This is a genomic window from Streptomyces sp. NPDC032822, from assembly GCF_055578825.1.
Genome location: NZ_JBVIOL010000001.1, coordinates 633,717 through 658,108, shown reverse-complemented (window position 1 = coordinate 658,108; position 24,392 = coordinate 633,717). Strand labels below are relative to the sequence as shown.

Genomic DNA, 24,392 nt, shown 5'->3' with positions numbered 1-24,392 from the left:
TTTTGCGCCCAAACGGGGGCCGCTCTCGCGGACGTGGTCACTCGCCGCGGGGGTTCCTCAAGTGATGGTTACGGTCCGTGGTCGTGTTCAGTACGGGTGTACTCCTACCGGCGTCGCCGGGGCCGGTCCGTAGCCCTCGGCGATGCGCTGGTGGTAGGTCCCGCGGTCGATGACCTCCAGGCCGACGATCTCCCAGGGCGGGAGCTGGGAGGTCTGCCGGTGCTCGCCCCACAGGCGCAGGGCGACGGCTGCCGCGTCGTGCAGATCGCGGGCCTCTTCCCAGTAGCGGATCTCCGCGTGGTCGTTGGCGTATCTGCTGGTCAGCAGGAACGGGTGGTCGTGGGCCAGTTGTTCGAGTCCGCGCCGCACCTCCTTCAGCGGGGCCTCCTCGCCAGAGACGCTGAGGGTGACGTGCCACAGCCTGGGCAGGTCGGCGGGCTCCTCGTACCGGTCGCCGGCCGCGACGCTGGTCAGGGCACGCTCCTCGCCGACCATGCGCGCGGCGGCACCGCCGGTGCCGCTGCGGGCCGCCGACGCCCCAGGGCGCACTCGTCTCACGACGGCCTCCTTTACCCAATCGCCGAGCAGCGCTGACGCTCGTGCTCGTACTCGCGGTCGTAGTCCTGCTCCTGCGGAACGTGCCCCGGAGACTGCTCCTGAGGTTGCCCCTGAGACAAAGTTGAGCAGGCCGGAGGCGTCTGTGGGGCGGTTTTGCGGAACGTCCACCTCAGGGCTACGGCATTGTCGGGGCGTTCACCCCGTTTTCGGGTGGCGCACCCGGCCGGGCAGGGGTGGCCCGCCCGCCCCGGCCGGGCATCGGGAGGCCGGTGTCAGGGGTTCAGGATCACCAGGTCGTCCCGGTGCACGACCTCGCGCTCGTACGCCGGGCCCAGCTCACGGGCGAGTTCGTGGGTGGAGCGCCCGATCAGCCGGGGGATCTCCTTGGCGTCGAAGTTGACCAGTCCGCGGGCCACCGCACGCCCCTGGCCGTCCCGCAGTTCTACGGGGTCGCCCGCGGTGAACTCGCCCTCGACGGAGGCGATCCCGGCCGGCAGCAGCGACTTGCGCCGGTCCACGACCGCCTTCACCGCCCCGTCGTCCAGCGTCAGCGAGCCCTGCGGGGTGGAGGCGTGCTGGAGCCACAGCATCCGGTCGCCGGAACGCTTGCCGGCGGGGTGGAAGTAGGTGCCGGTGTCGCCGCCGGAGAGCGCGTCGGTCGCGTGGACCGTGCTGGTCAGTACGACGGGGATGCCGGCGGCGGCGGCGATCCGGGCCGCCTCGACCTTGGTGACCATGCCGCCGGTGCCGACGCCGGCCTTGCCGGCAGTGCCGATGTCGATGCCGGCCAGGTCGGCAGGGCCGCGCACTTCCACGATCCGCGAGGTGCCGGGCCGGCTCGGGTCGCCGTCGTACACACCGTCGACGTCGGAGAGGAGCACCAGCAGGTCGGCGTGGACGAGGTGGGCGACGAGGGCGGCGAGCCGGTCGTTGTCGCCGAAGCGGATCTCGTCCGTGGCGACGGTGTCGTTCTCGTTGACGATCGGGAAGGCGCCCATGGCGAGCAGTTTGTCGAGGGTGCGGGAGGCGTTGCGGTGGTGGGCGCGCCGGCTCATGTCGTCGGAGGTCAGCAGCACTTGGCCCACGCGTACGCCGTAGCGGGCGAAGGAGGCGGTGTAGCGGGCCACCAGCAGTCCCTGGCCGACGCTGGCGGCGGCCTGCTGGCGGGCCAGGTCCCTGGGGCGGCGGCGCAGGCCGAGGGGGGCGAGACCGGCGGCGATGGCGCCGGAGGAGACGAGGACGACCTCCTTCTCGCCTCCGCTGCGGCTCTTGGCGAGGACGTCGACGAGCGCGTCGACCCGGTCCGCGTCCAGGCCGCCGGAGGCGGTGGTCAGCGACGAGGAACCCACCTTGACGACGATCCTGCGGGCCTCGCTCACGGCCTGCCTTGCCCCTGCCACCTTGCGTTCCGTCCCCTCGCACCTCGGCTGTCGCGCAATCTACGCGAAGGGGGTCGGGCGGCGCGCGTCGGTCCATCTCCCGGACACGTACCACCACTCCCCCACGTCACCGTTTGCTCACGCTTCGCATACGGCAAAAAGGTTGTGCTCGTTCCTTATAGAAATCAAAGAGGATCCAAACTTAAGTTGAAGTCTGTGCCATCTAAAGTTCGCGGTGTGAACCGCATACTCCTCCGCTCGGGGAAGAGCCCCTACGACGCCATCCCTGTCGAGGAAGCTCTCCACCGCGATGTCATCGCCACCAACTCGGGCAACCTGATCTTCAGCGACGCCACCCACAAGATCCTCGAAGTGCCGGGGACCGAGGTCGTCTCCAACGGGATCAGAACGGACGTGGCGGCGGCCGGGCGGATCAACGAGGAGTACGACGCCTTCGTGGTGCCGCTGGCGAACGCGTTCCGGCCGTCGTTCGAACCGCAGTTGCAGCGGTTGACCCGGCTGATCAGCAGGCTGCGGATCCCCGTCGTGGTGGTCGGTGTCGGCGGACAGGCCGGGCTGGACTACAACCCGGCGCGGCTGAAGCCGATGGAGCCGTCGGTCCGCGCGTTCGTCTCCGCGGTGCTCGACCGCAGCGCCTCGATCGGGGTGCGGGGCGAGTTCACCGAGACATACCTGAAGGACATGGGTTTCCGGGACGTCGAGGTGATCGGCTGCCCGTCCCTGTTCATGTACGGCAAGGAACTCGGCGTACAGAAGCGGGCCGCGGCGCTCACCAGCGACTCCCGTATCGCGATCAACGGTTCGCACAACGCGGTGCAGAAGCAGGGCCTGGACCGGATCATCCGGCGGACCCACGCGCGCTATCCGCACCTGCGGTTCATCGGCCAGAACCTCAGCGACGCACGGCAGTTGCACTGGCGGGACGTGTCGGACGCCAACGGCAGGGTGACGGCCATGCCGACCCACCCCGACCACCCGATGTACGCGGAGGGCAAGGCCCGCGTCTACATCGACCCGGTCACCTGGATCGACGACCTGCGCGCCTTCGACTTCTCCTTCGGCTCCCGCATCCACGGCAACATCGCCGCGCTGCTCGCGGGCACCCCGGCGACGGTGCTGTGCGGTGACTCGCGCACCCTGGAGCTGTGCCGCTACTTCGAGATCCCGCACCGTCTCATCGACGGCAAGCCGGACGAGGTCGACCCGGCACGGCTGTACGAGGAGGCCGACTTCAGCGGCCTGGTCGGCAACCACCACGAGCGCTTCGAGCGGTTCACCGCCTTCCTCGACCGCAACGGCCTGCAGAACACCTTCACGCACGGCGACAGCGGCGCCGCCTACGACGACCGCGTCCGCTCCCTGTCCTTCCCGGCCGGCATCCGCCCCTGGATAGACACGGACCTGACCGCCCTCACCTCGCGCTTCGGCTGGCTCTACGGCCGTGTCGACCAACTCACCAAGGAGAACGCGAAGTTGAAGCGTGAGCTGACCCGGACCAAGTCGGGTCCGACGGTCTCGGTGCCGGGGGCGGGGGCCCCGGTGTCGGTGTCGGTGTACCGGCGGGCCCGGCGGATGGTGGGCGGACCCATCCGGAAGGTGATCCAGTCGGGGCGGGGGTAGGGTCCGCTCAGCTCCGGCCCCTCGCTGCGCGACGGCGTTTGCGCTCCCTGACGATTCGGCCGAGCCAGCCCGTGACGACGAAGACTCCCGCGTACACCGAGCTGGTCGGCCAGCTGTTGGGGGGCTCCTTCAGCCGGCCGACCAGCCACAGAAGCACCGTGGCCGTCGCCCAGAAGCAGATCCACTGCATGCCTTCGAACCAGACCGGCGGACGGTCTTCTTCGGGTACGGGAGCCTCGGGGGGATTCCATCGGAATCCCCCCGTCCGTCCGTAGTGAGCCTGGCGTCTACGCTCGAAGCGGCAGCCCAGCCAGGTGAACAGCCCCATGCCGAAACCGACCAGCATCGCCTGGATCAAGCGCCAGGGGTCGCCAAACGCGGACAGCACCACAGCGAACAGCAGCCAGAAGGCGACGCCGACGACCCATCCGGAGCCCAGCGGATGCCGGGCGAGGAACACCTGCGCCCTGGGCGGCGGCTCGGCTCCGCCGAGACGCCGGTCGATCTTGAAGAACGCCTGCTTCAGCGAGCCCACCGACTGCCTCCTCCGTAACCGAGCCGGTGTGCGGAGGCCGGTCTTCGGCCTCCGCACACCGGGTTCTGCCTGTTGCTTCCTACTCTGTCAGTCGCCTCCGCGGGCGATGTTCCACAAGTTGCGGTTGCTGGCCGCTCGCGCGACATGCGGGGCAGCCCACCGTGCGGCTCCGGCGCCCGCCCACGCGAGGCCCGCACCCACCCCACCTGCCACCAGATACCCGCCGACCGAGTGGTCCGCCTCGTCGTCGAGGTAGTTGTCGGTCACCCCCGCGGCGGCTCCGAAGACCACGCCGCATACGGCGACGCCGACCGGACCTCCCGCGAAGGCGCACCCCGCCACCGCGGCGACACCCATGATCGCGCCGGCGTTGTCCTTGACGAGTCCGCCGACCGTGCCCCAGAAGCCCTTGTCCTCGTCCTTCTCCAGCTGCTTCTTGTACTGACCCTTGATCTGCTTCATGCAGCCTTCGCCGCCGGCCAGCTTGCTGGAGAGACAGCCGGAGAACCCCGAAGCGGCCAACTGCAGGTCCTTCAACTCCTTGTCGTCGCCCATGGCGCTGATCCAGGCGTCCACCTCGCTGCGCCCCATGTTGCGGCTGCCCCGGTAGCCGAGGTCCTCCTTGAGCCAGTTGTAGACCGGCACGGGGAGCTTGTACGTCTTCGACGGCGTCCCCTGGCTGTTGGTGACGATCGAACCGCCGTACAGCGTGCCCTTCTTGTAGTCCGTCACCCCGGTCTTCGGGTTGTAACCGACCTGCTTCTGTACCTTCTTGCTGCAGTTCGCGAGCGAGTACTGGCAGGAGTTGGGGCGGGAGCCGATCTCCAGGCCGCTCGGGTCGCTGTAGGCGATGGGGTTGTTGGCGGCGTAGCTGTAGGCGTTGGCCTCCTGCGGGGAGTACGGCTTGTTCAGCTCGTCGGGGCTCAGGAAGCGGGCGAGGCCCGGGTCGTACATACGCGCGCCCAGCATCGACAGGCCGGTGGAGTCGTCCTCGGGCTGGCCGACGTAGCCGCGGTCCACCGTGCCCGGAAGGCTCGCCGTGGTGCCCCGCTGCTTGCCGAACGGCTTGTAGCGGCGGCGGGTGACGGTGCCGCCCACGGCCGCGACCATGAGCTGGGTCGAGGCCTGGTTGTCGCTGAGCAGCCAGGTCAGCTTGCCGTTTCCGGTGGTTTCGGCGGTGCGGACCGCGAGGCCGGTGCCGTCGGCCGAGTAGTAGCGGCTGGCTTGGGCGACGCCACCGGTCGCCTTGTGGATCTCGTGGCCGTCGACGTAAAGGACCTTCTCCGTGGGGGCGTTGCGCAGCAGCACGCTGCCTCCCACGTCGTACACGTACGACGTGGTGGCGCTGCCGGTCTTCACCGAGCTGACCCGGTGCAGCGGCGACCATGCGAGCGTCGAGGAGACGCCGCCCACGGTGCGGGACGTCATCCGGCCGGCCTCGTCGTAGCCGTAGCTGTCGGTGCTCGACCCGGTGACCACGCTGGTGACCGCGTGCGGGCGGGCGGTGTCCGCCGTGTAGGTGGACTCGTCCGCGCTGTAGCCCGGGTAGTGGTAGTCGTGGGTGGCCGCGGCGGTCGACGCCGAGGTCTTCTCCGTCAGCGACTGGAGGTTGCCCATCTTGTCGTAGCCGTACTGCTCCTGGTACGGGTCGGGCCCGGCGAAGTCCGAGGCCGGCGTGGTGCCGCAGGCGGTGGCCGCCTGGGTCCAGGCGCCGGTGATCCTCCCCAGGTCGTCGTAGGTGAAGCACTGCTGCTGCCCGACGGTGTTCTCGCGCAGGGCGGTGGCGTTGCCGTTGTTGTCCCGGGTGTAGGTGTCGTCCTGGATCTTCGTCGAGGTCCCACCGGTCAGCGTGCTGGTGGTGACGTTCTTGAGCCAGCCCGTGCCGTTGGCGTCGTCGTAGGCGAGGGTCCGGGTCATGCTGGTGTCGGTGCCGGAGACCCCGAGCGAGCGGGAGACGGTCCGGCCGTAGTCGTCGTAGCCGACTCCGCTGAGGTAGGTGGTGAGTCCGCTGGACACCTTCGTCAGGCGTCCCTGGCCGGAGTAGGCGGAGGTGACGGTTTCGGCGGGCAGTCCGCCGAGGGCCGGATACTCCACCGAGGTGGTGTGGTCCGCCAGGTCGTAGCCGTAGGTGAAGGTGTACGTGCCGTTCAGCCCGGCGCCGTCGCCGGCGTTCGGGACGGTCACGGTCTTCTTCGTGGTCCGGCCGCGCGCGTCGTACGCCGTGACCTTGCCGGTGTACGCGTTGCCCGCGGTGTCGTACGACGTCGTGGACGTGACCTGGCCCTTGGCCCCGGGGACCGCGGTGCCGTTGTCGTGGTCGTACGCCGTCCTGGTGAGCACCGTGCCGCCCTGGGAGACCGTGGTCGGTCGGCGGAGGGCGTCGTAGGCGTAGGTCAGGACCGTGCCGTTGCCGTCCTTGACCGTCGCCACGTCCCCGTTCGCGTCGTACGTGGTGGTCGAGTCCCCGCTGTCGGGATCCTCGGTGAGCAGACGGTCACCCACGAAGTTGTAGGTGTAGTGGGTGGAGTTGCCGTTGGCGTCGTGGACGTACTTCAGCCCGCCGCTGCGCGTGTACTCGTACGTCGTGGCGTTGGACTGGGTGCCCACGTGCTCGACGACCTTCGCCGTCTGTCCGTAGACGTCGCTGTAGGTCTCGACGGGCTGGCCGAGTGCCGGAGTGACCGTGGTGAGGTCCACACCGCTGTAGGTGGTGGTGACCTTGCCCGCGTCCTGCGGGTTGCCGTTCACCTGGTACCGGCTCAGCGTGGTGCGGCCCGCCCAGTCCACCTCCAGGTCGGTGTACGACGGGATCGCGGAGACCGCCGGGTTGACCACCTTCGAGCCGGCCGTCGCCGAGTTGTAGAACTCCTGCGAGGTGCCCGCCACGTTCCCGGAGGAGTCGTAGCGCGTGACACCGACCGTCATCCCGGTGCCCGAGGGTGCCGGGACCTGGAGTTCCAGGGTGCGGCCGAGGCCGTCGGCCCAGCCGTACGAACTCGCGTACGTCGTCCCGCTCTGCAGCACCTTGGTCGTCGCCTTCAGCGGCGCGCCGGTGGCCTGGTAGGGGATGGACGCCGTGGCGCTCCGCATCGGCAGCAGGTAGTCGAAGGCCATCGACGCGGTGCCGTCGGGGTAGTTGGCGGCCTCGGTGGGCTTGAAGACCTTCGTGGTCCGGCCGACGCCGTCGTAGGTGACCTGGGTGGTGTTGCCGTTGGCGTCGACCGACTTCCAGACCTCGCCCCAGAAGCGGGAGTAGTAGGCCGTGGAGGTCAGTGCGGTGCCCGCGCCGGTGCCGTCCGGGTCCGGGGTCGTGGTGGCCACGCCGTTGACGGGCCAGGACGTCGCCGGGTTGTAGGTGGTCGTCGTCGCGTTGTTCTTGCCGTCGAACGTCTTCACCGCGCGGCCGGCGTCGTCGAAGTGCGCCTTGGTGACGCGGGCGTTGGCCACGTCGGCGTCGGTGTAGATCCGGGTCTCGGTGGCGTTGCCGTCGACCAGCGCCGTGTTGTTGCCGTCCCACGTGGTCGAGCCGTCGTAGTAGGTGGCCGTACGGCGGTCCAGGTGGGCGAAGGGCGTGCCGGCGGTCTTGTCGCTCTGGACGGTGGTGCAGCCGACGTTGTAGTGGCGTTCGTCGTCCTGGTAGACCATCCAGCGGACGGTGCCGGTGGAGTCGTCGGGCATGTCCGCCGTGTTGTAGGCGCGGCCGTACTCGGTGCAGTGGTTGTCGGAGACGCCGCTCTCGCCCCAGTCGTCGACCCGCATGGGCAGGCCGAAGGTGGTGGAGGCCGCCTCGGTGTCGTCGAACTCGGTCTCCACGATGTGCTCACGCCAGGTGGAGAGGTCCGCGTCGCTGGAGTCGTAGGCCTTCTCCAGGGTGCGGACCCTGCTCTCGCGGACGAAGCGGGCGTCGGGCAGGCCGGTGTACTGGGCGGTGTTGTGCGTCCAGTAGGCGTGCCACTCGCGTTTCTGCGACGCGCCCTCGTTGTCGCGTACGGAGGTCTCCAGGGTCCGGCCGCCCAGCCAGGCGGAGTCGGTGTACGACGCCTCCTCGGAGTCCTTCACCGACACACTGCGGGTGGCACCGGCGTCGGTCTTCGACGTCCGGTCCCCGTCCAGCCCCCGGTAGAGCCAGTGGTAGGTCGAGTGGAGGTTGGCGTTGGCGCCGGTGGTGACCAGGACCTTGGCGTAGCCGCGCCAGTCGGACCAGGTCTCGTCCTCGTCCCTGACCAGGGGGCTGTTGGCGAATGCCCAGCCTGGTGCGCCGTCGTACTCGTAGGTCGTGGTCATGGTGGGCACGCCGTCGTCGTAGCTGCCCGGGTCGACCTGCACCTTGGTGACGACGAACTTCTTGAACCAACCGGTGCGTGCCGTGGTTTCGCCCTCGGGCGTCCACTTCTGCCAGAAGCACTCGTAGTCGTTGTTCGCCTGGGACGGTGGACTGGACTCGTCGCACTGGCGGGAGACCGTGCCGTCGGAGTCCGTGGCGTGGCCGTACGTGACGTCGATCGTGGAGCCGGTGTCGGTGACGACCTGCTCGACGCGGCGGAAGTTGAGGGTGCCGGAGCCGACCAGGTTGTCCTGCCAGGCGCCGTCGAAGTTGATGGCGGGCAGGGTGATGTCGGTGCCGGAGTAGCCGCGGCGCTGGATGTAGTCGAGCCAGAGCTGACCGCCCACCTCGCCGTCGGGGTTCATCATGGCGTACCGCATCTGGTACTGCATGACGGTGCTCCAGGCAGCGGCGTTGTTGTCCCGCACCTGGGTCTTGATCTCCCAGAGCAGGTCGCGCTGGAAGAAGGTGGGGTAGTACGTCTTGCCGGCACAGGCGGAGTCGTCCGAGGAGCCGTCGCAGATGAGGTCCGTCGGAACGTCCGGGTAGGAGGACGGGGAGGAGTCGATCGTCGGGCAGGACGCGGCGGTGTTGTCCAGCGGGTTGGGCTCCTCCGTCCGCTCCTTGCAGCGGTTCAGGTGCTCGAAGAGGACCTGCGCCGGGAGTTGGGCGCCGGGGATCTGCGACGACCAGCCGTACTCGATGCGCTTCAGATACGAACTCGCGTCGTACTTACGGGCCTTGTCGCTCCCCGCGACCGACCGGTAGTAGTTGGTCTCCTTGTCGTAGAAGTACGAGGTCTCCACCTCGTTGGGGTCGACGATCCGGTCCAGGTTCCATTTCCAGGCCTGGTTGCAGTACGTGGGCCGGCCGCCGTCGTAGCAGGGCTCGCCCTCGTCGTCGCCGATCACCGGGACGCTGAGGACGGAGCGGGTGGCGAGGCCGGTGTCGCGTTCGGAGCGGCCCCAGCCGAAGTAGTAGCGGGTGCCGTCCTGCTTGGTGATGACCCAGAACTCGTCGGTGTTGTCGGGGTTGGCGGGGCTGCCCTTGAGGTGCTGGATCTTCCAGCCCTTGTCGTCCTTCATGTGGAAGGCGCCGGTGCCGGTGTCGTCCTGGATCAGCTCGGAGCTCTCGCCGCCGAGGGTGATCTGGTAGACGGCGCCGTTGGGGTCGGTGGTGGAGTTGGGCGAGTCCCAGCACAGGTCGCCCCACTGCTGGTTCTGGTCGGGGCCGTGGCCGTCGTCGACGCAGTTCTTGTACTTGCGCTCGATGTGGCCGACGTTGAGGTCCCAGCCCATGCCGACCCAGGAGGCCTGGTTGTTGGAGGCCGAGGTACGGCCGTCGATGGACTGGGAGTTGTAGTTCAGGGCCAGTTCGGGTGCGGAGCCGACGGGCGGCTTGGGCACCTCGATGGGCACGTTGTAGGTGAAGGCGCCGGAGCCGAGGGAGACGTTCCACTTGCCCGACTGGTTGGTCGGGGTGGCCCGGTAGTCGCCCTGGTCCGAGGAGGAGCCGGCGGCCAGCGCGTAGGTGACCGCTTCGGCGGCGAGCAGTGAGTTCGCGGCGTCCGGGGCGGCGTCGACGGTGACGGTGAGGGTCTGTGTCCCGGTGTCGTTGTCCGTGGCGACCACGGTGCCCTGGCGGCAGGACGGGACGTCCGGGGTGGTGGCGGCGCAGGAGGGCAGCCTGATCAGCTGGAGCCGGCCGGCGAAGTCCCCGCCGTAGGCACCCGCGAAGCGCGAGTAGTCGACGTCGACCTGGACGGGTCCGGCGTTGGCGGAGCCGTCGGCGCGGCGGACGCGCAGGCCGAGGCCGACGCCGCCGTAGGGCTCCACGTCCTCGCGGTCGAGCACCTCGACGGAGACCCGGGCGGGGCCGCTGACGGCCAGGGCGCGGCCCGCGTTCTTCGCGGCCCGGACGGAAACGGCCGCGGACGCCGCGCCCGGGGGCTTCACGTCCCTGGGCGCGGCATCCGCGGCCGGTACCTGGACGGTGGCCTTTCCGGCCTTCGGCCAGACCACCTTCGGCGTCTTCGTCACGCCCTCTTCGACCTGCTGCGGCACGGCGTCGCCGAGCGGTCTGGCCGGTACGTCCGGCCGCTTGCCCGACGGCAGGGCGAGTGCCGCCGTCGGTGCGAAGGACACCGCCACCAACAGGGTGGCCAGCAGTGCCTTGACGAGCATCACAGCAAGTCTTCGACGTCCGGGTTTCACGACTCACCAACCCCCGTTAAACGATCATGGGCATGACAGGCAGCGAAGTCGTGAACCCCACCCCCCACCTGAGTGACGGGAGTGTAACCACGGGTGAATCACACAGACCAGGTCAACAAAAGGGACCTATTGGATAGTTAAACGATCTGATCTGTTCAGAACTGCGCCCTCTCTGGCAACATCCGCAAACCAAGCATCAGTAGGCATCAGTAAGCGTCAGTTCGAACTCTTGCCAGGGGGCTCCGATGCGTTTCGCATTCCGTCACCGATCCACCCGATCCGCCGCCCTCGCCGCGGCGCTCTCGCTCACCGCGGGACTCCAACTCGGCCTGGCGGACAGCGCGTCCGCCGCCGTCACCGCCGGCCCGGTCTTCAACAACCCGACCGGCACCGTCACCGAGCAACAGGCGATACGCACCCGGCTGCTGGAGTACATAGGCCAGTCACCGGCGGGATCCTCGATCAGGGCGTCCGTCTACCACTTCTGGGACAGCGGGCTGGCCCAGGCTCTCGCGGACGCGCACACCCGTGGCGTCGACGTCCAGTTGATGCTCGACGAGAGCAGCGTCAGCGACAACCCGAACGACGCCGGCTACGGCATCCTGACCGCCGCCCTCGGCACGGACACCACCCAGGGCTCCTTCGTCGGACTGTGCCCCGTCAACAAGTCCTGCCTGGGCGACCCTTCGCTCGGAGCGTCCATCAACCACAACAAGTTCTGGCTGTTCTCGCAGCTCGACGGGGCGTACAACGTCGTCGTGCAGTCCTCCTCGAACATGACACCGTCCAGCTACAGCAGGTTCTGGAACGACGCGTACGTGATCCCCGGCAACGCCACCCTCTATGCCGCGTACGGCAGTTACTTCGCCAAGCTGGTCGGCAAGGACTGGGACAGCTGGCAGTACAGCTACACCACCAGCAGCCCGTACAAGGTGTACTTCTTCCCGCGCCCCGCCGACGACCCGGCGCCCGGTGACACCGTCACCGGCGTCCTCGACAACGTGACCTGCACCTACACCGAGAACGGCACCAGCAGGAGCACCAAGGTGCGGGTCGCGATGTTCAAGCTCACCCGCCTCGCCGTCGCCCAGAAACTGGTCGCCCTGCAGAAGGCCGGCTGCACCGTCGACATCGTCTACGCCACCACCGACAGCGGTTCCTCCAGCGGCACCTGGGAGACCCTGCACGCCTCCGGCGGCCCCGCCCTGCGCTGCTACAACTGGGACGACGACGGCGACACCGGCACCGCCTCCCGCATCGTCCACTCCAAGTACCTGCTGATCGAGGGCAAGTACGACGGCTCGGTCGGCCAGAAGGTCCTGTGGACCGGCAGCCACAACTACAGCGGGCCCGCCCTCACCAAGAACGACGAGGCGCTCCTCAAGGTCGACAGCGACACCGCCCACGACGCCTACGTCACCAACTTCACCGCGGTGAGGGCGGCGGCGGTTCCCGGCACCGCCGACACCTCGAACGCCTGCAAGGGCGTCACCACCACCCCCGAGGACACGGTACCGACGACCTGAGCCCCGCCACGAGGACACCTGACACCTCGCGATCGCTCCAGGGCCGCCGGACACATGCGTGTCGTCCGGCGGTCGACGTGCGTTAACCCATGCGCACGACAACCCGTGCGCACGACGTCCTGCGCCGACCCTGGAGTGACCGCAGTGTCCGAACCCCTCCCCCGCCGCCGCACCGCGAGATTCCGGCTTCGCCGCGCGCCGGCGGAGCGCCCCGGCCGGCGGCTCTCCGGGCTGATCCGCCTCCGGCGGACGACCCCGGCCGCCCGCCCGCTCCGCCGCCACGCCGCCCCCGCGCTCCTCACCGCGCTCTTCGCGGCGGCCTTCACCACCCAGGCCGTCGGAGCGCTGCTGCCCCGACTGCCGCTGCTGCTCGCCGCGACCGTCGCCTCGCTGGTCGCGGAGGGCGTGCTGCACCGATGGCAGCGCGGCATGGTGACGGTGCTCGCCAAGACGCACGCCGACCTCACCGTGCGGCACGTCCTGCGGGACCTGCTGCTGGTCTTCGGTCTGCTGCGGCTGGGCGAGCAGAACCGGGAGACGGTGTACGCCCCGCTCGTCGCCGGACTGCTCGCGTTCTACGCGCTGCACTGCGCGATCCAGGCGCTCTCCGTCCTGGTCCGCCGCACCCGCACCCTGCCCGTGGTCACCCGGAACATCGACGCCTCCGCGCTGCGCCTGTCCCCGGCCCCGCCGGTCCTGCTGCGCCGCCCCGGCCACCGCCTGCTGGTCTTCGGCCTGCCCGCCACGGCCGGCCTGCTCGCCACCACGGCCACCGACGACCTGCGCTGCGCGGCCCTCGGCATCTCCCTGTCCCTCGGACTCGCGGTGATGGGCCTGTTCGACCTGCTGCTACGGCTGCTGCCGAGCCGTCGTCCGGCGGGCGAGCAGCAGGTGGTCGACTGGTTCGACGCGTGGCTGGCCGACTACAAGCCGACCGTCGGCCTCTACTTCTCCGGCGGGGTGTCCTCCGCGTACCAGGCGAACATGTGGCTGGAGCCGCTCGCCCAGTTGGAGGGGCGCCCGCTGATCGTGCTGCGTGAACGTTTCATGGTGCAGAAGATCGCCGCGACCGACGTGCCGATCGTCTGTCTGCCGAAGGTGTCCACGCTGATGCGTCTGGAGCAGTCCACGCTCCAGGTCCTCGTGCACCCCTCGAACTCCGGCAAGACCTCGCAGGTCCTGCGCATCCCCACCCTCAAGCACACCTTCGTCAACCACGGCGAGAGCGACAAGCTGTCCTCCTGCAACCCGTACGCGAAGGCGTACGACGAGGTGTGGGTGGCAGGTCCCGCGGCGCGCGAGCGGTACGCGCTGGCCGAGGTCGGTGTCGAGGACAAGGACGTGCGGGAGATCGGCCGCCCGCAACTGGACGCGGTACTGCCCTACGCGGGCCCGCCGACGGGAACGTACTGCACGGTCCTGTACGCGCCCACCTGGGAGGGCTGGGACGGCAACCCCGGCAACACGTCGGTGGTCGGCGCCGGTGAGAACCTGGTGCGGGAACTGCTGGCGGATCCGGGCGTACGACTGCTGTACAAGCCGCATCCGCTGACCGGCTCCGTGGACCCGCGCGCCGGGGCCGCCGATCTGCGGATCCGGGAGCTGGTCCGGGCCGCGAACCGGGGCCGGAGCGGTGAGCGCCCCGCCGTCGACGGCGAACTCGCCCGCCGGACCAAGGAGTTGGACGAGCTCACCTCGATCGACTGCCGCTCCGGTGCCGACCAGGTCGAGCGGATGCTGCTGCAGTCCACGCCCGCACCGGGCCGGGCCGAGGCGGTGGCCCTCGCCACCGAGGCCTGGGAGGAGGCCTACTGGGCCTCCATGCCCGAGTGGGAGCACCAGGTCGTCACGGACGTCCGCCCTGCGCTGTACGCCTGTTTCAACCGGGCCGATCTGCTGGTCAGCGATGTGTCGAGCGTGGTCAGCGACTTCCTGGCGAGCGGCAAGCCGTACGCGGTCGCCAACACCAGCGGGCTGCCGGAGGAGACGTTCCGCGAGGCCTTCCCGACGGCTCGGGCGGCCACCGTGCTGGCGCCCGACGCGGGCGGGGTACCGGCGCTGCTGGACGCCGTACGGCATCCGGAGAAGGACGAACTGGTCGAGGCACGTGCCGCGTTGAAGCGGCATCTGCTGGGACCGGACGAGCCGGCTTCGCAGGAGCGCTTCAACCGGGCGGCGCAGGAGCTGTGTTCGACGGCACGACGGCACCAGGTCCGGATGGCCGAGCGGCTGGCGGCGGAACTCCCCTGCCAGCGCCAGGACGTCGAGGCGCCCGTCGGCGAGCCCGCCGGACCCTGACGGAGGACCGCCCGCCGGATCAGGCCGCCGCCCCCACCTGACGATGCGCCAGCACCCGTCGCGCCTTCCGTGCCGCCCGCTGTACGAACGTGTCGACCGAGCCCTCGCGGTATCCCGGGAAGACCCGGGCCTCGCGGGCGTCGGCCAGGTAGATCGCGTCGGGGACGCCGGCCGAGCGGTCGCGGAAGTGGGGGTAGACGAGGTAGAGGCGGCGGCCCTTCTTCTCCAGGATGGCCGGCGCCTGCTTCTTCGCCCGGACGAACGCCACGACCTCCTTGAGGAGTTCGGCCTGTCCGGCGGCGACCAGGTGCAGCCGCAGCCGCTCGTGGACCTTGAGGCGGCGGGCGATCTCGTCGCTCCAGTACGCGTCCATCAGCGGCCGGGCCAGTTCGAACTTGTGCCGCCGGACCTCCTCGTTGTCCTTGAGGTACTGCGGGCCGAACTGCGGCAGCAGGGTGATCACGAAGGGGCGGACCATGAGCACGTCCCGCTTCGGGCCCGGCGGGACCAGGTCCGCTATCACCGCCATCAGGGAACGGGCGGAGTCGAAGCGCAGGGCGTAACCCCCGCTCTTCGTCACGTGCTTGCCGTCGTCACGGCCCACCAGGTAGTAGCAGGTGTGGTCGGCGACGACGGAGACGCCGTCCGCCCGCAGATAGGCCTCCATCGTGAACAGCGCGTCCTCGCCGGTGAACAGAGACTCGTCGAAGCGCATGCCGTGACGTTCCAGCAGTGCCCGCCGGAAGAGCTTCTGCGCGCTCAGCGTGAACTTGATGTTGGAGGAGAAGACGTCGGTGCGCCCCACGGTCCGCCCCCACATCGACTTGGGGGCACCGCGGTTGACACCCTCGACCTTGCCGAGGACGACGTCCGTGCCGTTCTCGTCGGCGATGCCGACCATCCGCTCCAGCGCCTCGGGGCCGAGTCGGTCGTCGGCGTCCAGGAAGAAGACGTAGCGCCCGGCGGCCTTGCCCAGGCCGACGTTGCGCGGGCCGCTGGGTCCGCCGGAGTTCGGCTGCCGGATCACCGTGACCCGCAGGTCCGTGCGGGCCGCGAACTCCTCCAGGTACTCCCCCGTCCCGTCCGTCGAACCGTCGTCCACCGCGATGACCTCGATGCGTGTCCGGTCGATGGTCTGTGCCTCCACGGACGCGAGGCACTCGACCAGATACGGCATCGCTTCATACGCCCCGATGATCACGCTCACATCAGGTTGCGCAATGGTCACTTTTCCCCCTGGTCACGGATAATCCCCCCTGTATCGCCTCATTGGCTACCTTGCTAGACGGACGACTCCGGGAAGCGGTTGCCTAAACAGCGGGGTTTCGTGAGCCAGCTCACAGTGATTCCTGTGCGAACGCACAGAAAGGGGCCCGGTTCCCGAGGAGGTGATCCTCGGGAACCGGGCCCCGACCGCCGGGGGCTCCTGGTCAGCGCACGGTCACGCCGTCAGGCCGTCCGACTCGCCCGCCGGCGCCGCCCCCGGAGCGGGCAGCGCGTTCGCCAGCTCCGCCTCGGCCTCCGCCTCGGCCTCCGCCGCCTCCGCGGCCCCGACCGACGCCCGCGACTCCTGGCCGGCATTGCGCGTGTCGGCCTTGTGCGCGAGGTCGGACACCGCGGTGTTGAACTGCTCGATGGACGTCGGCTCGTCCGGGCCCAGCAGATACCGCTTGAGCTCGTCCCGGTCGCCGGCCAGCGGGTCGGCCGCCGGGTCCCGGACCGCGTCCAGGAGGCCGCCCAGCTCGGCCGCGCTGTTGGACAGGATCACCGCGGCGCGCACGGCGGTGTTCTGCCGCTTGAACTCGTCCACACCGAGCTCGGCGGAGTCCGTGACCGCGTACGGCTTGCCGCTCGCGATGAAGTCGGAGACCACGCTGGAGATGTCGGAGACCATCGCGTCGGAGACGTTGAAGCAGTCGTACAGGCGCGGCTCGGCGCCCGTGACGACCCGGTGCTCCCAGGTCCCGACGGAGGTCCAGTACGCGTCGTTCCAGTCGGCGCGCAGCCGGGCGATCTCCTCGTGCTTCCTGACGTCGACCAGCCCGTCACGGGTGGCCTCGGCCTCGTCGCCCTTCTCGCCGCCCTTGCCGACCAGCGTGGCGATCCGGGCCTCGATGCGGGCGAGGTCCGCCCTGGCCTTCGCCTTGCCGGCCGCGTCGGCGGGGAAGCGCGGGTCGGTGGCCCGGTCGGCGGCGGCCTTCTCGACCAGGGCGGTGATCCGCCGGTGCGCGGCGCCGGCCGCGGCGCTGACGGTGCCGGTGAAGGGGTGCGGCTTGTACAGGACACGGACCGGCGGGTCGGCCTGCACCAGCTGCTTCACGATGTTCTCGCCGGCCAGCACCAGCGAGGTGTTGCCGGGGTTGCCGTCCCAGCCCTCCCAGGTGGGGGCGTACAGCACGGTCGGGACACGGCCCTCGGGCGTGCCCTTCCAGCCGTCGATCGGGGCCAGCTGCGGGCGGCCGACCTCGACGATGTCGTCGTCACGGACGCCGACGTCGGCGATGGCGTAGCGGTCGCGGCCGGCCCGGCCCGCGGTCCACACCTCGTCGTAGACCTTGCTGAACGGGTTGACGCTGGCCAGCTTGTCGCTGTCGCCGTGGCCGATGAAGACGTGCTTCATGGTCGGCACCCGCAGCAGGTGGATGTTCTTGCCGACGTTCGCCGCGTACAGCGCGACGCGCACGGAGGAGAGGTCCATGTTCATCAGGTGCACCCCTCCGGGCACGCAGACGACGGGGACCGTGCCGGGCGCCAGGTTCTGCAGTATGACGCGCTCACGCAGGATGACCAGCGGCCTGGAGTCCAGCTGCTCCATGGTCTCCAGCCACATGTTGACCTGGTAGGCGGAGTCCTTGGAGCCGGAGAAGTACAGCACCGTCTGCGGCCGGTACTCGCGCAGCCAGTCGTCGACCGCGGCCAGCACCTTGTCGGCGGTGGGCGGGATCTTCCGGCCGCGGACGTACGGCAGCAGCGCGGCGACGTACAGGGTGCCCAGGGCCAGGGTGACGCCGATGCCGATGAAGCCGGCGACGGCGGAGTCCAGGGCGGCGGAGACGAGTATGCCGACCACGGCCGCGAGGTCGAGGTGGAGCATCTTCTCCGCGGAGCGGCTCAGCAGGCCCTTCGGCGGGGCGTCCGGGATGCGGACGCGCGAGGCCAGGTCGACGTTGCGGGTGGCGACCGGCATCCGGCGGCGGTTGCGGATCAGGGTGACCAGCGCGCCGTGCGGGGCCTGGAGGCCGTAGAACGCGATGAAGCAGGCCGTCGCGCCGTAGAAGACCAGGCTGTCCGAGAGGTCGAGGCGGGCCAGCAGCAGGATCAGCAGGAGCTGCCGGATCAGGAAGCGGATCGACAGACCGGCCCGCACCTTGCTGAGCCGGTTGATCAGATAGCTGCCCTTGCGGTGCAGATAGTGGTCCGCCAGATACGTGACGGCGGTCGCGGCCGCGAAGGCGGGGACGCTCGGGACGAGCGCGGCCAGCATGAGGGCGGGGTAGCCCAGAATCATGAGGGCCGCCGCGGCCAGCTCTGCCGCGCTGCCCACCCGGGCGACGCGAATAGCGGTGCTTATCACGGAGAAACCTGCTCTTGGAGGGGTGCCGGTTTGCGAAAGTCGAAAAAATCCGGAAAAAACCTTGTGCACAGTTCCGGTAATTTTACGGATTCAGGCCCCTGCGAATGCTCCGCGAACGGGCAGCCACAGAGGCCTGAATGTCAGACGACTAATTGTTGTTGATTATGCCACGCCGTCCTGACGGTCCAGGACACTGGCCAGCGCCTGCTCGAATCCGGAGGCCTGTCCGGCGGACGCCGTCGGGTCCTGCTGGCGGACGTCGATGACGTGCCCGGTCAGCTCGGAGAGCAGCACGTCGAGCGAGGTGCGGGCGACGGCCTCGGAGGAGAGCAGGCTGCCCGAGGGCTCCTGGCCGAAGGCCTTGGTGCGCATCGGCGTGGCGGTGCGCTCCGGGTTGACACAGTTGACCCGGATGCCGTCGCCGGCCCACTCGTCGGACAGCGCCTGGGTGAGGTTCACCATGGCGGCCTTGGTCGAGGAGTAGAGGCTGTACTCGGCGCGGCCCCGGGTGTAGCTGCTGGACGTGTACAGCAGCAGCTGGCCCTTGGTCTCGGAGAGGTACTTGTACGACGAGCGGGCGATCTGGACCGGGGCCAGGTAGTTGACCTTCAGCGCTTCCTCGATGGTCGCGTTGTCGGTCTCGGCCAGCTTGCCGATGCGCAGGACGCCCGCGGTGTTGACGACGTAGTCGATGCGCCCGGTCTCGGCGTAGGCCTTCGACAGCGCGTCGTCGACCTCCTCGGGGTTCTCCACGTGGGTGCCGGTGGTGGAGCGGCCGAGCGCGTACACCTTGGAGCCGTAGGCCTCGGCGAGTTCGGCGATGTCCTTGCCGATGCCGTACGAGCCGCCGAAGACGACGACCGTCTTGCCGGTGAGGAGCTGGCGGTACAGCTCCTCGCTCTTCTGCTCGGGGGTGGCGGTGGAGGCCAGCTGGAACAGCTTGTCGGCGATGAAGACGTCGACCGGCTGGGTGACCTTCATGTTGTACTCGTCGCCCGCGACGACGTGGATCGGCACGTCCGGCAGGTACTTGAGCACGACGGAGCAGTCGTCCGTGGCCTGGAAGTTGGGGTCACCGGCGGCGACCTCGTAGGCCCGCTTGATGGTGGACAGCTTGAACGCCTGGGGCGTCTGGCCGCGGCGCAGCCGGGAGCGGTCCGGGATCTCGGTGATGAACTCGCCGTCGTCGCCGTGGGTCCGCGTGACGATGATGGTGTCCGCGGACGGGATGGCGACGTCGACCGCCTGGAAGCGCTCCAGCGCCGTGACGCAGTCGTCGATGACGCGGCGCGACAGCAGGGGGCGTACGGCGTCGTGGAACAGGACGTTCACGTCCTCGCCGTCGGCCAGCCCCTCGCCCAGGGCGGCGATGGCGCGCTCGGTGGTCTCGTTCCGGGTGGAGCCACCCTCGATGATCTTCTTGACCTTCTTGAACCCGGCCTTGTCGACGATCTTCTCGATGTCGGGCACATAGCCCGGCGCCATCAGCACGATGATGTCGTCGATCGAGTCCGCCTTCTCGAAGGTGGTCAGCGTGTGCTCGATGACTGCCTTGCCGGCGATCTTCAGCAGCTGCTTGGGGATCGACAGACCCACGCGCTGGCCGGTTCCACCGGCCAGGATCACTGCGGTGGTACGGGGCTTGGCTATGCGCTGTGACACAGGTGACCTACCTCGGGGCGACAGGGAATGTGGAAATGGTCCCACTTGTGGTTACCGCAGTGCAAGGTGAGCGCCCTTCGCTGCATATGTGCGCGCAACCCGTCATTCACCTTGCACCCTCAGTGGCGCCGGAGGCGCTTCAGGCAGCGATGCCCGAGCACCTTCACCAGTTCCTTCGAGGGCGTCTGGTGAACCGTACGCGCCTTGGCCGGTGCGGAGTGCCGCACCGGCGCCGCGGCGGCGGCCGCGAGGACCCCGTACAGGGCCCGGGCCGCCACTTCGGGAGCGATCCTCGGTTCGCCCGGCACCTCGCCGGGCGCCTCACCGGCGGGCTTCGGGACGGCGGACAGCAGCGCGGGGTCACCCAGGACGCGTACCCCCGTCGCCCCGATCCGCTCCGCCATCTGCGCGCCGATCCCGCCGGCGGCCTCGACCGCCCACCGGGGTGTGCCGATCTTCACGTCGTCGGGACCGGGGGTGCACGTGTTCTTCATATGCATCACCGCGCCGTATCGCACAAGCTGGGAATAGAGCTCGTCCGGGAGTCCATTGCCCCGGAATTCCATATTAAGATTCCGCAGCATTTCGGTCTCGGCAAGGGTAAGAGAACGGTTCGCGGCGTCCGGAACCGGCTGCAGGAGATGCGCGGGCAGCGCGAGGAGCCGCTCGAAGGTGCGCAGCAGAGCGCCCCGGTCGCGGTCGTCGACGACGACGACGGTGATCCGCTCGGGGCCGACCACCCGCGCCCAGCGCTCCACCAGCCGGTCGTGCCGGTGGCGGTGCCAGAAGCTGGGATTGGGCTTCTCGTACGGGGCTTTGCGGAGCATGTGCTCCAGCCAGTCCTCGTAGCCCATGCGCAGGCCGTTCTGCACGTACTGCTGCCACTGCGAGGGCATGATCCGGGCCAGCGGGCGCAGCGTGACCAGGATGTGCACCCGGTCCCCGCCGAGCTCCTCGACGACCCGCGCGACGGTCTCCTCGTCCGGGGTGTCGGCGAAGAACTCGCTGCTGATCACCGAGGTGCGCAGGCCGGTGGCGCGGACCTGGTCCAGCAGGCGCTTCCAGTGCCGCTCGGTCGGCTCGGCGTTGCCCATCATGCCGGGGCGGGCGCAGGCGGCCAGCACGGCTTCCATGGGGTGCCTGGTGTCGGCGGGGAAGACCACCCCGTGCGCGGGCAGCGCGTCCTTGGCGGCGAACAGGGCGCCCTGGATCGACGTCGTACCGGTCTTGTGCGGGCCGATGTGCAGCAGCCGGGTGCCGGTGGGCAGCGGGGCGGTCACGCCGTTCACCGGATCGTCGTCCCTCGTACAGTCCGTCTCCATGGTCAAGGGACGGTAAGAGGGCTTCCTGAGACAGCGCTGAGAGAGACCTGGGACACAGATGAGTCCCAGGCTCCCGTCACACGGACGTCATACGGCCATGTCACCCGCGCCGGTCACACCAGCCGGACACCCGGCCTGCCCGCGTCGATCCGCAGCCTGGCCAGCGTGCTGGGGGTGGCCTGCGGCCTCAGCACCGTGTCGACGATCCGCACCTGCGCCTCGACGCCTTCGCGGCGGACGTCGAGCAGGTGGTAGCCGCGGTGGGCGTCGAGGAGCTTCCAGTGCGGGTTGTCGGCCATCAGCGGGTCCCACTGGGCGTGGAAGGCGGCCTGGTCCTGGTCGCCGTTGCTGGAGATGGAGGTGCCGACGAACTCGGCGCCGACGACCCTGGAGTCCGGGTCGGCGAAGTCCTGCTTCAGGTCGCTGATCATCGTCAGGTGGCGGTCGCCGGAGAGCACGACCGGGTTGCGGACCCTCCTGAACTCCTCCAGGAGCCCGTTGCGCTCGGCCTGGTAGCCGTCCCAGGCGTCGTAGTACCAGAGCTTGCCCTCGCCGATCCTCAGGTCGGTCTCCGCCATCATGATCTGCGAGGCGATCAGGTTCCAGCGGGCGGGCGACTCGCGCAGCCCGTCCAGCAGCCACTGCTTCTGGTCGGCGCCGAGCATGGTCAGCGCCGGATCCTGGGCACCGGCCTGGCCGGTCGCCTGGTCGCTGCGGAACTGCCGGGTGTCCAGCACGTTGAGCCGGGCCAGCCGCCCGAACTCCAACCGGCGGTACATCCGGATGTGCGGACCGTCGGGTACGGCGCTCGCGCGCACCGGCATGTGCTCGTAGTACGCCTGGTAGGCCGCCGTCAGCCGGGCCACGAACGCGTCGTGGGGCTGCCGGTCGGGGTCCTGCGGGATCTCGCCGGCGAAGTCGTTGTCGACCTCGTGGTCGTCGAAGCTGACCACGAAGGGCGCGTTCGCGTGCATCGCGGCGAGGTCGGGGTCGGCGTGGTACTGGGCGTACCGGTTGCGGTACTGGGTGAGGCTGTACGGCTCTCCGGTGCCCTCGTGCCGTCGTACGGCCGTGGCCGACGGCGACGACTCGTAGATGTAGTCGCCGACGAAGAGGACCACGTCGGGGTCCTGGGCCAGCATGTCCGCGTAGGGCGTGAAATAGCCGTGCTGCCAGTTCTGGCAGGAGGCGAGCGCGATCCTCAGGTTGCCGCCGGAGCTGTGCCGGGCGGGGGCGGTGCGGGTGCGGCCGGTGCGGGAGAGCTGGTCGCCGGCGCGGAAGCGGTACCAGTAGGCGCGGCCGGCGCGCAGTCCCCGTACGTCGACGTGAACGCTGTGTCCGTACGCGGGCAGGGCGTGGGCCGTGCCGCGCCGGACGATCTTTCTGAACCGTTCGTCCTCGGCGAGTTCCCAGCGCACCGGCACGGCCTCGTCGGGCATGCCACCGCCGTTCAGCGGATCGGGGGCGAGTCTGGTCCACAGCACGATGCCGTCCGGCAGTGGATCGCCGGAGGCCACTCCGAGGCTGAACACGCCGTCGGGCAGCGGGGTCTCCGCTGCCCGGGCGCTGTTCGGCAACCACAGCTGGGCGGAGGCCGCGGCGCCGAGCACGGCGGCTCCCGCGGTCAGAAAGCGGCGTCGGTCGGGCGATACTGCTCCGGTCATCGGGCGAACTCCCCTGCCTCGCTTGCCTGGTGGACATGTGGAAGCTCACGCCTCCGGTCGGTCCGCCCGCTGAACAGAGCCCTTCGCGTGCATGACAGGTGAGGAGACAACAGGCGACCCGTTGCGGCACGGTAACCACCCGTGGCCACAACGGATCTGACGGCTGGCCAGAAGAAGCCCCCCGATCTGACGGTCGGTCAGTACGCGAAGCCCGTGCCGAGCCTCGCGCCCGCCGCGACCGTGCCGAGGACCGACGCGCCGAAGGCGGTCGTGCCGTTCGGCGTCACCACCGTGGCCGGACCGGAGCGGAAGGTCCACACGAACCCGGCGCCCGTGTTCTCCCCCGGTGTGCCGACGGCCAGGTCGGCCAGAGCGTCGCCGTTCGCGTCACCGAGGTGGACGGCCCGTCCGAAGGCGTCGTTCTTCTCCGCCGCGCCCGGCACGTTGGCGGTGTTCTGCGTGACCGCCTGGGCGCCGGCGCCGGTGAGGCCCTTCGCACCGCCGCGCAGCACGACGACGGATCCCGCCTCCTTCACGGACCCGAGGTCCTCGCCGGGCAGGCCGGTGACCACGTCGGGGTAGCCGTCGCCGGTGACGTCGGCGATCTGGACGTCGGTGCCGAAGCCGTCGCCCTTCTCGGCGGTGCCGGGCACTCCGGCGCTGTCCTGGTTGAGGAACACCGCGTTCACGCCGTCCGGCCCGTCCGCGGTGCCGGGTATCCAGGCGACCCGGCCGCCCTTGGCGAGGTAGGTGTCGAGGTCGCTGTCGTACCCGTCGACGGCACGGCCCACCACGATGTCGGCGAAGCCGTCCCGGTTCACGTCACCCACGTCGAGGTTCTCGCCGCCCTGGAGCTGGGCACCGTCGTTGTCCCAGACGAGGGTGAACGGGGTGAGGCCCTGAGGGGTGCCGAGCCAGTAGGAGACGCGGCGGGCGTCGAACTCGTCCCCGCTGTTCTCGGTGGCGACCACGTCGGTGACGCCGTCGCCGTTGACGTCCCCCGCGTCCAGGTCGAGGACCCGGCTGTCGTACGGGTCCTTCACCACCTGCTCGCCGCTGTACGCACCGGCGGGGGTGAAGGGGCCCTTGAGGACCCGCAGGTCGTGCACGTTCTCCACGGTCACCACGTCCGTGGCACCGTCGCCGTTCACGTCCGCGACGGTCAGGTGACCCCGGGCGCCGAGCCCGTCGTAGGCACGCCCCGTGGCCGTCGCGACACCACCGGACAGGCCCTTCGCACCGCCCCGGATCACCTCGACCAGTCCGGAGTCGGTGCCCCCGTCGGCCGTGTCCTCGCCTCCCACGCCGACGACGAGGTCCGCGTACCCGTCCCGGTCGAGGTCGGCCGTGGCCAGCGCGCTGCCGAACGCGTCGTTCGTCTCCGCGCTCCCGGGCACGCCCGCCGTGTTCTGGCTGAACACCTGCTTCGTCGCCGTGCGCAGCCCGCTCGCCGAGCCGTACAGCACGGCGACGTACCCGGCGCCCTTCTTCCCGCCGACGGTCGCCGAGGGCGCCGCGACCGCGAGGTCGGCGTACCCGTCACCGTTGAAGTCGTCCCGCAGCTCGGTCGCGGTGGCCCGGCCGTCGGCGGCGGCCTGGGCCGCGGGAAGGGCCACGGCCCCGGTGACCGCCAGGACCACCGCGAGACCCGTGTGCCATGCCCGTCGAGGTCTGTTCATGTCGCTGCCTCCTGTTG

13 protein-coding genes are annotated in these 24,392 nt (G+C 69.7%); 3 read left to right on the top strand and 10 right to left on the bottom strand.

The features are described from left to right. Window positions 1–87 precede the first annotated feature (87 nt). Window positions 88–549: a hypothetical protein gene (locus tag ACZ5VD_RS03135; protein WP_468552841.1), complete on the bottom strand. Its 462-nt coding sequence runs from the start codon at window positions 547–549 to the stop codon at window positions 88–90. Between the two features lie 281 nt (window positions 550–830). Then, window positions 831–1,937 carry a glutamate 5-kinase gene (gene proB, locus ACZ5VD_RS03130; protein ID WP_468552713.1) on the bottom strand — a complete coding sequence of 369 codons (1,107 nt, stop codon included), beginning with the start codon at window positions 1,935–1,937 and terminating at the stop codon, window positions 831–833. A 237-nt stretch (window positions 1,938–2,174) separates the two neighbouring features. On the opposite strand from proB, the gene ACZ5VD_RS03125 reads away from it, so the two are divergent. After that, on the top strand, window positions 2,175–3,578 hold the full coding sequence (locus ACZ5VD_RS03125; protein WP_468680422.1) for a polysaccharide pyruvyl transferase family protein: 1,404 nt from the start codon (window positions 2,175–2,177) through the stop codon (window positions 3,576–3,578). A 7-nt stretch (window positions 3,579–3,585) separates the two neighbouring features. Here the strand turns inward: ACZ5VD_RS03125 and ACZ5VD_RS03120 are convergent, their stop codons facing one another. Together ACZ5VD_RS03120 and ACZ5VD_RS03115 are read right to left on the bottom strand one after the other, a co-directional pair. Then, the gene (locus ACZ5VD_RS03120) at window positions 3,586–4,113 is read right to left on the bottom strand and encodes a hypothetical protein (protein ID WP_468680420.1); all 528 of its coding nucleotides are present in this window, start codon (window positions 4,111–4,113) and stop codon (window positions 3,586–3,588) included. 87 nt (window positions 4,114–4,200) lie between these two features. Next, a complete protein-coding gene (locus ACZ5VD_RS03115; RefSeq protein ID WP_468680419.1) occupies window positions 4,201–10,620 on the bottom strand; it encodes an RHS repeat domain-containing protein in 6,420 nt (2,139 codons plus the stop codon). A 275-nt stretch (window positions 10,621–10,895) separates the two neighbouring features. Between ACZ5VD_RS03115 and ACZ5VD_RS03110 the strand changes: the two genes are divergently transcribed. Together ACZ5VD_RS03110 and ACZ5VD_RS03105 are read left to right on the top strand one after the other, a co-directional pair. After that, on the top strand, window positions 10,896–12,176 hold the full coding sequence (locus ACZ5VD_RS03110; protein ID WP_468680417.1) for a phospholipase D-like domain-containing protein: 1,281 nt from the start codon (window positions 10,896–10,898) through the stop codon (window positions 12,174–12,176). 234 nt (window positions 12,177–12,410) lie between these two features. After that, the gene (locus ACZ5VD_RS03105; protein WP_468680949.1) at window positions 12,411–14,474 is read left to right on the top strand and encodes a hypothetical protein; all 2,064 of its coding nucleotides are present in this window, start codon (window positions 12,411–12,413) and stop codon (window positions 14,472–14,474) included. Between the two features lie 19 nt (window positions 14,475–14,493). Here ACZ5VD_RS03105 and ACZ5VD_RS03100 read toward each other — a convergent pair whose 3' ends face one another. The 6 genes from ACZ5VD_RS03100 to ACZ5VD_RS03075 form a co-directional block, all read right to left on the bottom strand. Next, window positions 14,494–15,702, bottom strand: coding sequence for a glycosyltransferase family 2 protein (locus ACZ5VD_RS03100; RefSeq protein ID WP_468680415.1), 1,209 nt, complete (start codon window positions 15,700–15,702; stop codon window positions 14,494–14,496). 213 nt (window positions 15,703–15,915) lie between these two features. Beyond that, window positions 15,916–18,018 carry a hypothetical protein gene (locus ACZ5VD_RS03095; RefSeq protein ID WP_468680947.1) on the bottom strand — a complete coding sequence of 701 codons (2,103 nt, stop codon included), beginning with the start codon at window positions 18,016–18,018 and terminating at the stop codon, window positions 15,916–15,918. 192 nt (window positions 18,019–18,210) lie between these two features. Continuing rightward, complete coding sequence (locus ACZ5VD_RS03090; protein WP_468552706.1) at window positions 18,211–19,710, bottom strand: D-ribitol-5-phosphate cytidylyltransferase; 1,500 nt, start codon at window positions 19,708–19,710, stop codon at window positions 18,211–18,213. Window positions 19,711–19,829: 119 nt separating this feature from the next. Further along, window positions 19,830–21,032: a hypothetical protein gene (locus ACZ5VD_RS03085; RefSeq protein WP_468680413.1), complete on the bottom strand. Its 1,203-nt coding sequence runs from the start codon at window positions 21,030–21,032 to the stop codon at window positions 19,830–19,832. 113 nt (window positions 21,033–21,145) lie between these two features. Then, window positions 21,146–22,696, bottom strand: coding sequence for an alkaline phosphatase D family protein (locus ACZ5VD_RS03080; RefSeq protein WP_468552704.1), 1,551 nt, complete (start codon window positions 22,694–22,696; stop codon window positions 21,146–21,148). 197 nt (window positions 22,697–22,893) lie between these two features. Next, window positions 22,894–24,375, bottom strand: a complete 1,482-nt coding sequence (locus ACZ5VD_RS03075) for an FG-GAP-like repeat-containing protein (protein WP_468552703.1) — start codon at window positions 24,373–24,375, stop codon at window positions 22,894–22,896. Between the last annotated feature and the right edge of the window lie 17 nt (window positions 24,376–24,392).

Excerpts from the sequence above, each read along its gene's own strand:
- ACZ5VD_RS03080 (WP_468552704.1), bottom strand. The coding sequence starts at position 22,696 with ATGACCGGAGCAGTATCGCCCGACCGACGCCGCTTTCTGACCGCGGGA.
- ACZ5VD_RS03075 (WP_468552703.1), bottom strand. The coding sequence starts at position 24,375 with ATGAACAGACCTCGACGGGCATGGCACACGGGTCTCGCGGTGGTCCTG.
- ACZ5VD_RS03115 (WP_468680419.1), bottom strand. The coding sequence starts at position 10,620 with ATGCTCGTCAAGGCACTGCTGGCCACCCTGTTGGTGGCGGTGTCCTTC.
- ACZ5VD_RS03085 (WP_468680413.1), bottom strand. The coding sequence starts at position 21,032 with ATGGAGACGGACTGTACGAGGGACGACGATCCGGTGAACGGCGTGACC.
- ACZ5VD_RS03110 (WP_468680417.1), top strand. The coding sequence starts at position 10,896 with ATGCGTTTCGCATTCCGTCACCGATCCACCCGATCCGCCGCCCTCGCC.